Here is a 10,916-nt window from a genome sequence, read left to right as displayed (position 1 = left end):
ACCTAATGTATAGCTCAATTATATTATTTATAGCATTATTCTTTTTATGTATGTCTGCATTTGTAATGCTTCTTAGAAAAAAAGTTCAAGTGCCATTAAAGAAGTTAAAAAGAGCAATTCAGCTTTTATCAGAGGATAATAGCTATGAGCCTATAAATTATAGAGGACCAAAAGAGTTTGTGGAAATTTGTGATAACTTTAATGTAATGCTTAATAAGCTTCAAACTAGTGAATTAGATAGAAATAAATTAATTAAAGATAAGCAAAGTATGCTTGCTGATATATCCCATGACTTAAAAACTCCAATAACTACAATTCAAGGTTATTCTAAGGCTTTAGCAGAAGGGGTAATTTCAACGGAAGAATATGAAAAATACTTTAATATTATTTATTCTAGGTCACAGAGGTTAACAGAGCTTATTAATATTTTTTATGAATATAGCAAGTTAGAGCATCCAGATTTTAAGCTAGTATTTGAGGAAGTAGACTTATCCGAATATTTAAGAGCTTATGTAGCTTCTAGATATGAACATATTTTAGAAAGTGAATTTGATATAGAAGTAGATATTCCAGAACATATATTAAAATACAAGATTGATAAAGTACAATTCCAAAGAGCCTTAGATAATCTTTTAGGAAATAGCATAAAGCATAATCCAAAGGAAACAAAGATTTATATAGGCCTTAAAGAAGAAGAAAGCTTTTATAAGATTATTATTGCTGATACTGGAGTAGGTATTCCTAAGGAAATATCAGAAAATATATTTTCTCCTTTTACAGTAGGTGATGAATCTAGAAATTCAAGACAGGGATCAGGGCTAGGGCTTGCAATAACTAAGACTATAGTAGAAATGCACGGGGGAAGAATTAAGCTATGTAATTGTGAAAAAAGTGAGTATAGTACTGTATTTAAAATAAATTTACCATATGTAGTGAATAGTTAAATTATCATGGGATGCACCAGCTACAGAAGTAGGATTAGTAGAATACATTGTATATAAAGATGGTAAGGAGCTTGCAAAAGTGCCAGCAGGAACTACAAGTTATGATGTATCAGGATTAAAAGGAAATACAATATATGGCTTTAAGGTTACTTCTAAATATTCTAATGGTGAAGAATCAAAGCCACAATCTATAAATGTAAGAACATCTAAATAGTATTATAAGAATATTCATATATATTTATATAATAAAAATTTAATGATACAATAGAAAGCTATGACGTCTTAAGGAAGTCATAGCTTTTTATTGCTTTCAAATAACACATAAATTTAGTTTAAAATACAAATTCTAATGAATAAGCAATTATTAAAATAATATAAAAGATATTAGAAAAGGAATTAAAGAATGATTGACAACAAGAGAATTCAAAATAGAATATTTATCAGCATAATTTTAGGCTTAACTTTAATTTTTATTACAGCATCTTTAGTTATAGGTAAACAGCAGAACGAAGTAAATAGAGTTTTTATGGAAAGAGAAGTTAAGCAAGAGGAAATGGAATTAAAAAATAAATTAGTAGCCTTAGCAGAAATACATATTGTTGAATCAGAAAATAATGATTTTAAAAAATATTTAATAAGTGATTTAGATAAGAATAGTAATGATTATAAAACACAAAGTAATCAGGTTATAGGAGATCTTAATAAGTATAGTGAAAGAAGTAAGTATATAAATGATATATCTATATTAAATTTAAATGGAGAAATTATAGAAAGTACATTAAAAAGTAATATAGGAAGTAGCATTGGTGAAGAGTTTTTATACACTTTAAATGAATCCATAAATAATAAATATTCTTATGAATTTGATATAAAAAAAGATGAGTTTTTTATTATTTCACCTATACTATCAGAAGTTAACGGAGATTGTTTAGGATATTATAAAAAAGATATTAATCTTAATTATTTAAAGAAAATATTATCAAAGCATAATGTGGAGGGAAAAGAAAGATCATTTTTAATTTTAAAGGATGGAACAATAATTAGTGATAAAGATGGGATTGTGGATTATAGTAAAAAAATAAAGGAAGAAGATAAATATAAAGAATTGAATACTACTAAGGATAATGTATTTGTAACGTATATAGATAATCAAGGTGAAGTTACTAAAGCTGTAAGCAATTATGTTGAAGGCTTAAATATAAATATAGTATATAATTTATGCAAATCTGATTTTAATAGATATACAATGGAATCTATATTAAGAATATTTATTATGTGTTTAGTGGTAGCTATATTCTTAATATATTTTACTAAAAAGATAATAAAGATTATTGTATATGATTTAAAAGGAATAAAGAAAATGTTAAAGGAGTATGAAATAAATGGTTATATAAGGGGAGCAGATAATGAATTAAGCCTAATGGGGAGAGAAGTTTATAAGATTATTAGGGAATTTGAAAAGGAACGTGAAACATATAATTATAATTTAGAAAATATAAATCAATTATTTATAGAAAGAGATATATTAACAGATGAAATAGTTATAAATAGAAAGCTATGGATTGAATTCTTTGGCTTTTGTCCTAAAATAGATTATATAAATATAGTAAGTATGTTTATAAATAATATAGATGAAATAGATAAAGATATATATGCACAAAGGGTAAGAGAAGCTAAGGCGGGAAAAAAGGAATCTTTAATTACGGAATTTAAGCTTAGAGATAAAACAGGAAATTATAAATGGGTAAGGGAAAATAAAGTTTTTATTAGAAATAAAGAAGGAAAAGTAATAAAGGAAATATCAAATATAAAAGATATAGATTTAGAGAAACATAATGAACTATTAATGAAGAAAAGGGCAGAAATAGATGGGTTAACAGGATTTTACAATAAGGAGTTTGCGAAATTTTATATAGAGAAATATATAGAAAGTGGAGCATTAGGCGGTATATTTATACTATTTGATTTAGATAATTTTAAATATATCAATGATAATTTAGGTCATCAATTTGGTGATGAGGTATTAAGACAGGTAAGTGAAAAAGTTAAAGGAGTATTTAGAGAAAGTGATATATTTGGAAGAATTGGTGGAGATGAATTTATAGTTTTTCTAAAAGGAAATAAGGTGAAAGATTCTATAAATAAAAAGTGTGAAAAACTAGTTGAAGTATTAAATAGTGAAATAAAAAAAGATAATATAATTTATAGAGTTTCAGGAAGCATAGGTGTAGCTAAATATATGGAAGATGCAGATTCTTATGAAGGATTATATGAAAAAGCTGATACAGCGATGTATTATGCAAAAGAAAGTGGTAAGAATAGCTTTGCATTATATAATAATAAAATAAAAACAAAAGCACAAAGAGAAACAGATATTTTAAATTTAATAGAGGAGTTAAGTTTAAGTTCTGAAAGTAATATAGAAAAATATATAAGATGTTCTCCAGTAAGAAATAGAATAACTCAAGAAATTGTTAGTTATATATTTTTCTTTGATGATTGCAAATTTAATGATGAAGCATATACCATAGATGATTTAAAGTTAATTGCTCAAAAATATAAACTTGTAGAAAAAGTATATACATTAATTATTGATGGTGTTCTAAAAGTAATTAAAAATACTCAGGTAAATACACAATTAAATGAAAACTTAGAAGTAAGTTTTTTATTTGAAGAATTAGATCCTAATAAATTTATAAAAATATTAGCAAGAAGTACTAAAAAGTATAATTTGGATACTAATAGTGTAAAGATATTTTTAAATTTAGAGTATATAAATAATATAGGGGAAGAAGGAAGAGAGCTAGAAGAAAAAATAAAGGAATTAGGATATAAATTTGGAATAATTAATATAAGAAATGATGAGTATATTTATGTTAATTTAAATATTGATTATGTAGATGAAATACTAAAAGTATCAGAAAATATGTATAAGTCTATGAAAACAAATCAAAGGGAAATATTACTTAAGCATTTGATTAATTTTTATAATGAGAATAATACAATGTTAAGATTGGCTAATTTATCTTACGATGAAAGTTTAAAGATTGATGAATTAAACTTCAATTACTATGACTCAACTGATAATTTAACATATAATGATTTAATGAGTAATTATAAAAATAGTTAGTACACAAGAGAGAGTTTACAAAGATAAAATCCATAATAAAAATTAAGGTTGTATAGTAAAGAGGAAATAATTTATTTAAGTGAAAAGTAAAGAGTTTAGATGGAGATTCTTTGACTTTCCTTAAATTAAGCAGTGAAAAGTTAAAAGTTTTTAATAGAAAAATAAGAGGATGCTTTCTTAAATATGGAGAAAGTTATCCTCTTATTTTTTTGAGGTTACCTATTTTTAAAATACATGCAAAAAGTAAATATAAGTATGTTAGGTATTAGTGAAGCTTCATTAAAGGCTCCTGTATATATTAAGTCTAAAACAACATTAACAATACTTAAAAATATACTTAAATAAGCTACTGTATTTAATATAATAGGGGAAAGATTCACAGTCTTTTTTTCTAACATAAAATCAACCTCCTAATACAAACTTACCATAAAATGTATATATTTTAAATAAATTATGTTAAAAATAGAAAATACCTTTACAAAAGAACATACGTTCGTTATAGTTATATTATACAAAAAAGTTCTTATTGAAAGGAGTGGATTAAGTATGGAGTCTGGACTTAAAAAAATTATCTTTCATATTGATGTAAACTCAGCTTATTTATCATGGACAGCAGTAAGGCAAATTCAATTAGGTGAATGTTCCATAGATATAAGAACTATACCAGCAATTATTGGAGGAAGTACAGAGGATAGGCATGGGATAGTATTGGCAAAATCAATTCCAGCAAAGAAGTATAATATTCAAACTGGTGAGCCAACTTTATCAGCATTTGAAAAGTGTCCTAATCTTAAGATGTTTCCGCCCAATTATAAGCTTTATATGAATTGCAGTAATGCTATGTATGAATTATTAACTGAATATTCACCATTGATTCAAAGGTATTCTATTGATGAAGTGTTTGTGGATATGAGCCATTTTAAGGAGGATTACTTAAATAAGGCAAAGGAAATAAAGGATAGGATTTTTAATGAACTAGGTTTTACAGTGAATATTGGTATAAGCACTAATAAACTTTTAGCTAAAATGGCTAGTGATTTTCCAAAGAAAAATTCTATTCATACATTGTTTATGGAGGAAATTAAGGATAAGATGTGGCCACTTCCTGTTTCTGATTTATTTATGGTAGGGAGAGCTACAAGGGGAAAGTTAGCTAAGTTAAATGTTGAAACTATAGGAGATTTAGCCTCTTATGATATAGAAATATTAAAATCAATATTTAAAAGCTATGCCTATGTTATTCATAACTATGCAAATGGAATAGATAACTCAGAAGTACGAAGTAAAAATTACTTAGAGATAAAGGGAATAGGAAATTCTACTACAACTAAAAAGGATGTAGCCACAAGGGAAGATGCACTTAAGATATTACTTTCTCTTACTGAAACTGCAGCTATGAGGCTTAGAAGCTCAGAAAATATGTGTGGTGTTATAGCTATTTCAGTAAAAACAAATTCATTTGTAAGATATTCACATCAAAAGACTTTAATTAATATAACAGATTCAACAGAGGAAATTTTTAATGCTATTACTGAAGCCTTTGATGAGGTATGGAAGGGTGAATGTATAAGGCAATTAGGAGTTAGACTTACAAAGCTTTATAGCAATGAATTTTATCAAAGAACTTTATTTGATGATGTTAAGATAGATAAAATGAGAGCTTTAGATAAGACAATAGACCAATTAAGAACACGATTCGGAGATAAATCAGTAATGAGGTCTGTATTTGTTAATTCAGATATAAAACCTTTAAGTGGGGGAAATGGGGAAAATGATTATCCTATGATGGGAAGTATATTGTAAAAAGTAAGAAAGGATTGTTAAAATGGTTAGTCCAATTGAAATGATTGCATGGTTTGATAAAGAGGGGAAGATCAATCCAATTAGATTTAAGGTTTTAGAAGGTGATGAAAACCAAGTTATAAAAGTAGATAAAGTTTTAAGTAGAGATGCAGAAAAGCTTGCAGGATGCTTAATGTGGAGATTTGTTTGTTTAAGTGTTATAGATGGGGTAGAAAAAAGATATAGCATTAAATATGATATGGGTAATAATAGATGGATTCTTTTTTTATAAAGTAATCTAATAAAAATAGCAAGTTAAATAGAGAAAAATTTAAATATCACTTAAGCGAGACATAAGTTTATATTATCATCTTGAAACTTTTATTAGTTCAAAAGTTAAAAAGGTAGGTGGTATTGAGTGAGAGAAATAATAGCTATTGGAGTAATAGTAATTATTATAATAACAATTATTTTAAAGTTTAACTCTAATTTCAATCTTAAATTAAAGGTGAAAATTTTAGGATTAGACTTAGAAGTTAAAAATGAAGAAAAGGAAAATGAGGAATGAGAAAACGTTGTTCAAATTGTGACACTTGGCTATAATATAAATATGAGATATTTATAAGGAGGAAATGAAATGAATAGAAGACTTTTAAATCCTAAGGTAGATTTTATATTTAAAAAAATATTTGGGTCAGAAAAACATCCTAATATATTAATTTCCTTTTTAAATGCTGTATTGAAACCAGTTGATAAAATAGTTTCAGTAGTTATTAATAATACAGAGATAACTAAGGATTTTATTGAAGATAAATTTAGTAGATTAGATGTTAAAGCAACTACAAATAAAGGTGAAGTTATTAATATTGAAATTCAAGTAAAAAATGAGTTCAATATGATAAAAAGAAGTTTATATTATTGGAGCAAATTATATGAGGAACAAATTGTTGAAGGCGACGAATATGATAAACTTTCAAGAACTGTTTGTATAAACATTTTAGATTTTAAGTATTTAGATAATGATAGATTTCATAATGGTTATAGATTAAAGGAAATTGAAACAAATGAGGAATTAACAGATATTGAAGAAATACACTTTATAGAAATTCCTAAACTTAAAGATATTGATGACAATGAAAATATTGAAACTATTGATATGCTAACTGCATGGGTTGAATTCCTAAAAGATCCAGATAGTACGATAGTTAGAAAACTTGAATTTAGTAAAGAGGAGATTAAGGAAGCTAAGGATGAGCTTTACAGATTAAGTAGAGATAAGAAAGAACTTGAGTTGTATAGCATGAGAGAAAAATCTTTTTTAGATAAGGTTTCTGCATTAACTGCTGCAGAAGAAAAGGGACTTGAAAAAGGAAGAATTGAAGGAGAAAAAAATAAAGCAATAGAAATAGCAAAAAATCTTTTAGATGTTTTAGATAATGAAACTATTGCTATAAAAACTGGGTTAAGTGTAGAGGAAATAAATGAGTTACGATAAATATTAACTATAGAAAAAAATTTATTAAGATTCCAAGCTTTTATGAAGGAGTAGTATTCAAGTAAGGATATAGAATTTGTAGAACATCATGGTAGATTATTATTTTTAGCTTATGTTTAAAATTAATAATATATAAAGAAAGCTACTATTAAGGTTAAAACTATAATAGTAGCTTTATTTTTATATTTAGTTAAACTTTGAAAGTTTTTATCTAATGGTTGCTAGAAAGTACAACACTTCCGAGTCTTTAGTCAAAAGATAACAGCTGATGCACACCTATCTAGGAAAATTGTTTATTTGTAATAACACGCTTAATGTAAAAGAAAATTAATGAAGCTACATAAGTTAAGATTGTGTTCCAAATAAATAATATCAATACAAGATGTAATTTATTATAGGATGAAGTTTTTACTGTTATTAAGATCATGTAAAGTAAATTTACTGGAATAGATGCAAATATAGAGTAGATACAGTAATTTAACTTTCCTTTCTTATGGAAAAGAGATATTAATAGTCCAAACATAATTGGTAGAACTAGATAAAAAATAGGTACAAGAGATATTCCTTTATTCATGTTAACAATCTCCTTTTATAATTTTATAGTTATAAATATTATATCATTTTAAACAGTGGAAAATTGATTGTTTAGTAAAATTATAGAAAAATTACCTGTTTGTGTATATAAATTGAAAGTCGGGACAAACTATAAATATAATACAATATGGGTAAGGAGATTGAGGAATATGATAGTGAATAGTACAAGTAAGAATTTTATTAATGAGGGACATAAGAAAAATTATTTAGAGCTAGTTAAAAAGTATCCAAGCAAGGATTCAGCAGGATATTTAACAGCTTTTAGCTTATTAGCAATTGAGGAAATTTATAATATAAGTAAGGATTATACTACAAATTTAACTATAAATTTTACAAAGATGCTTAAGGATAAAAGATTAAGTTATGATCAAAGAGTTATTTGTGAAATGGCATATAAGGCTTATGGAATTAGCAGTAATATAGAGGATGCATATGATTATATAAATGATATTAAAAACAACAGATTTGTTATAGATAGCATTAGTAATAACTATGAATATTGCTTATAATATTTTTAATTTAATATTAGAGATACTAATTTAATTTTCAAATTAAATATTAATATATATTGTAAAGGCCTAAAATGTAATTATTTTAGGTCTTTTATTTATAAAGTAATAGTTAATTTAAATATAATGATGTTTTTTAATATATAAAAAATATTTTTTCAACATATTTCAACAAATTTTTGTAAAATACAGCATTATTAATTAATAGTTATTATTTAAAAGAAACAATTGGTTTTAATTATAAATTCAAATGTTTTTTGGAATATATAACTCATTTTAGTTTTATATAGAAATTTTCTAATTAGAATATCATATTTTAAAGGCGTATAATAAGCCTTGTTAACAAATTAACAGGAGGTATTAAGATGTTTATTGAAGTAGAAGAAAAGTTTAATGAAGGAGGTAAAAAGTTAATTTTTCAAGGTATTGCTTTTATGACAGTTGGATTGTTAGTAATATTTAACTCATTACTAGCAAGTGAAATCTTTTCAATTTTAACAGGTGTATTAATGATTTATTTAGCATTTTGTACATTTAGAAATACATACAAGAAAAATCATAGCACCGGTAAGATTGTGTTAAATTCACTTTTAATATTTTTATACCTTTACCTAGGATTTAACTTTATAATGTCACCAATAGATGGAGTATTATCAATAGGATTATTTATAGGTTGGCTATATATTGCAATTGGTGTGTACAAGCTTATTGTATGTTATAAAGAAAAGCAGCTTAAACATAAAGGTTTAATTATTTTTGGAAGTATTTTAGATTTGGTACTAGGATTATTTTTAGTGTTATTATGGCCATTTGATTCCATAATTATTATATCAGCAATGATAGCAGTAGAAATAATATCTAGTGGAATTATCCTTTGGGTAATTGGAGCAAGATCATTGAAGCAGGCAAATAATTAATAATAAATTTTAGAGGGATGGCGATTAATATGATTAAAAGAAATAAAAAATTTTTAGCAGTATTTATTGGAGTTGCTGTTTGTGCTTCAATACTAGCAGGATGTGCAAGTAACAGTAAGAAAAACTCAAATAATGATAATACATCAAATGTAGAAGATGATCTTGATTCAGATGATGTAGTAGATGATGCGGATAATATAGAAGATGTTGATTTACAAGAAACAGTTAGAATAAATAAAGATTTACTTTTCTGTGTTGATAGCGTTACAGCAGATGAAAACATAATAAAAGATAAGAAACCAGCGGAAGGTATGCAGTTTGTACTTATAAATTGCACAATAACTAATACTAACAATGAAGATTCATCTTATGCAACATTAGTATCAGCAATTCAAGTTAAGGACAAACAAGGTAAAATATTTAAAAAAGACAATGCTGAATTAATAGATGCTGCTGATGCTGATACAATACCAGCAGGGCAAAAAGTTTCATGTTCTTATTTAGTACAAGCTCCTAAGGATAAAAATCTTCAAGATTTATCATTAGTAGTTGATGGTGGAAATAATGAATATTATTATTTCGAATTAACAAATAACTAATATATTTTAAATAAGGTAAATAACTAATGACAAATAAAAATTGATAGAAATACTATAGATAAACATTATTGAGTAAATATTATTAGGCAAATATTAGCAGGTAAATATTAGTAGGTAAATAAAAAATAGAGGTGTTTAAAATGAGTAAAGTAATTGAATTTGTAAAAGAAAGAGTTAATGAAATGGAAATACATCATGAAGAAAAAAAGGCTTTTAGAGAAGAAGAACATGCAGAAAAGGAATTTTCTAATGAAATTAAAAAGCAAATGAAAAAAGAAGTTAAATTTGAAGAAAAAATAATAAATGATGTAATAAATGAATATAAAGAAGACGAAAAAGAAGCAGAAAGATTTGCAAAAAAATTAAACAAAGAACTTAAAAGAGAAGAAAAAGAAGAAAGAAAAGAAGAAAAAGAATTTGCAAAGAAATTAAAACATCAAATGGAAGAAGAAATGCAGAAATAATATTCTTCCCCCCCTTTTTGTGAGAATATTAATAAATATAGAAAGCAGAGAACCTAAAGAACTCTTTGCATAGCGACAGCAGGTAGCTTTGGATAAAGCAAGACTACCTGCTGTTAAATTTTAATTAATTATGGGATAGCTATAAGATAAAAATAACGCTAAGGTAATTTACCTTAGCGTTATTTTTTATCCTTGCAATCCTTCTTGCTTTTCTAAAGCTTCTAATTCAGCATATTCCATATCATATAATTTATCTTCTAATTGTTTGATTTTATTAGTTAATTCTTCAACTTTCATGCCGCTATTCCAATTGTGAGTGTCCTTTTCCCAAAGAGATCTTTCTTTTTTAGCTCTTCTAATTTCACTTTTAATTTGTTCCATTAATAACACCATCCTTAAAGATTTCTAATTAAATAAAGTAGATTAATAATTACAAATTACTAGATATGCATAAACCTTAATTACAAGAAATTGAAGTTTAT

General features: G+C 25.5%; 13 protein-coding genes. 11 read left to right on the top strand and 2 right to left on the bottom strand.

Going from position 1 to position 10,916, the window contains the following annotated elements; all coding sequences use genetic code 11:
- From ACRDBA_RS17210 to ACRDBA_RS17200, 3 genes are all read left to right on the top strand, one after another.
- Positions 1–944, top strand: a 944-nt coding sequence (locus ACRDBA_RS17210; protein ID WP_438574160.1) for a HAMP domain-containing sensor histidine kinase, incomplete at its 5' end; no start/stop codon positions are given.
- Positions 937–1,158: a fibronectin type III domain-containing protein gene (locus tag ACRDBA_RS17205; protein ID WP_438574161.1), complete on the top strand. Its 222-nt coding sequence runs from the start codon at positions 937–939 to the stop codon at positions 1,156–1,158. The genes ACRDBA_RS17210 and ACRDBA_RS17205, both read left to right, overlap by 8 nt.
- Positions 1,159–1,347: 189 nt before the next feature.
- Positions 1,348–4,074, top strand: coding sequence for a diguanylate cyclase domain-containing protein (locus ACRDBA_RS17200; protein ID WP_438574159.1), 2,727 nt, complete (start codon positions 1,348–1,350; stop codon positions 4,072–4,074).
- Between the two features lie 215 nt (positions 4,075–4,289).
- Here the strand turns inward: ACRDBA_RS17200 and ACRDBA_RS17195 are convergent, their stop codons facing one another.
- Positions 4,290–4,472: a hypothetical protein gene (locus ACRDBA_RS17195; RefSeq protein WP_438574158.1), complete on the bottom strand. Its 183-nt coding sequence runs from the start codon at positions 4,470–4,472 to the stop codon at positions 4,290–4,292.
- 148 nt (positions 4,473–4,620) lie between these two features.
- On the opposite strand from ACRDBA_RS17195, the gene ACRDBA_RS17190 reads away from it, so the two are divergent.
- The 8 genes from ACRDBA_RS17190 to ACRDBA_RS17155 all read left to right on the top strand — a co-directional run bounded on the left by ACRDBA_RS17190 (position 4,621) and on the right by ACRDBA_RS17155 (position 10,434).
- Entirely contained in the window at positions 4,621–5,877 is a 1,257-nt protein-coding gene (locus ACRDBA_RS17190) for a DNA polymerase Y family protein (protein ID WP_438574157.1), read from the top strand.
- A 22-nt stretch (positions 5,878–5,899) separates the two neighbouring features.
- On the top strand, positions 5,900–6,148 hold the full coding sequence (locus ACRDBA_RS17185) for a hypothetical protein (RefSeq protein ID WP_438574156.1): 249 nt from the start codon (positions 5,900–5,902) through the stop codon (positions 6,146–6,148).
- A gap of 126 nt (positions 6,149–6,274) precedes the next feature.
- Positions 6,275–6,424 (top strand): hypothetical protein, encoded by a 150-nt coding sequence (locus tag ACRDBA_RS17180; RefSeq protein ID WP_438574155.1) that lies wholly within the window; start codon positions 6,275–6,277, stop codon positions 6,422–6,424.
- 69 nt (positions 6,425–6,493) lie between these two features.
- Positions 6,494–7,351 carry an Rpn family recombination-promoting nuclease/putative transposase gene (locus tag ACRDBA_RS17175; protein WP_438574154.1) on the top strand — a complete coding sequence of 286 codons (858 nt, stop codon included), beginning with the start codon at positions 6,494–6,496 and terminating at the stop codon, positions 7,349–7,351.
- Positions 7,352–8,094: 743 nt separating this feature from the next.
- Positions 8,095–8,454 carry a hypothetical protein gene (locus tag ACRDBA_RS17170; RefSeq protein WP_438574153.1) on the top strand — a complete coding sequence of 120 codons (360 nt, stop codon included), beginning with the start codon at positions 8,095–8,097 and terminating at the stop codon, positions 8,452–8,454.
- Positions 8,455–8,819: 365 nt separating this feature from the next.
- Entirely contained in the window at positions 8,820–9,371 is a 552-nt protein-coding gene (locus ACRDBA_RS17165; protein WP_438574152.1) for a DUF308 domain-containing protein, read from the top strand.
- A gap of 29 nt (positions 9,372–9,400) precedes the next feature.
- Positions 9,401–9,970: a DUF4352 domain-containing protein gene (locus tag ACRDBA_RS17160; protein ID WP_438574151.1), complete on the top strand. Its 570-nt coding sequence runs from the start codon at positions 9,401–9,403 to the stop codon at positions 9,968–9,970.
- A gap of 140 nt (positions 9,971–10,110) precedes the next feature.
- Positions 10,111–10,434: a hypothetical protein gene (locus ACRDBA_RS17155; protein WP_438574150.1), complete on the top strand. Its 324-nt coding sequence runs from the start codon at positions 10,111–10,113 to the stop codon at positions 10,432–10,434.
- Between the two features lie 186 nt (positions 10,435–10,620).
- On the opposite strand, the gene ACRDBA_RS17150 is transcribed toward ACRDBA_RS17155, so the two are convergent.
- Complete coding sequence (locus ACRDBA_RS17150; RefSeq protein ID WP_438574149.1) at positions 10,621–10,815, bottom strand: hypothetical protein; 195 nt, start codon at positions 10,813–10,815, stop codon at positions 10,621–10,623.
- Positions 10,816–10,916: the final 101 nt, after the last annotated feature.

The sequence above is a fragment of the Clostridium sp. genome (genome assembly GCF_051654825.1).
GTDB lineage: Bacteria > Bacillota > Clostridia > Clostridiales > Clostridiaceae > Clostridium.
Note: the sequence above shows the minus strand (reverse complement) of the source record. Positions and strands in the feature narration are given on the sequence as shown.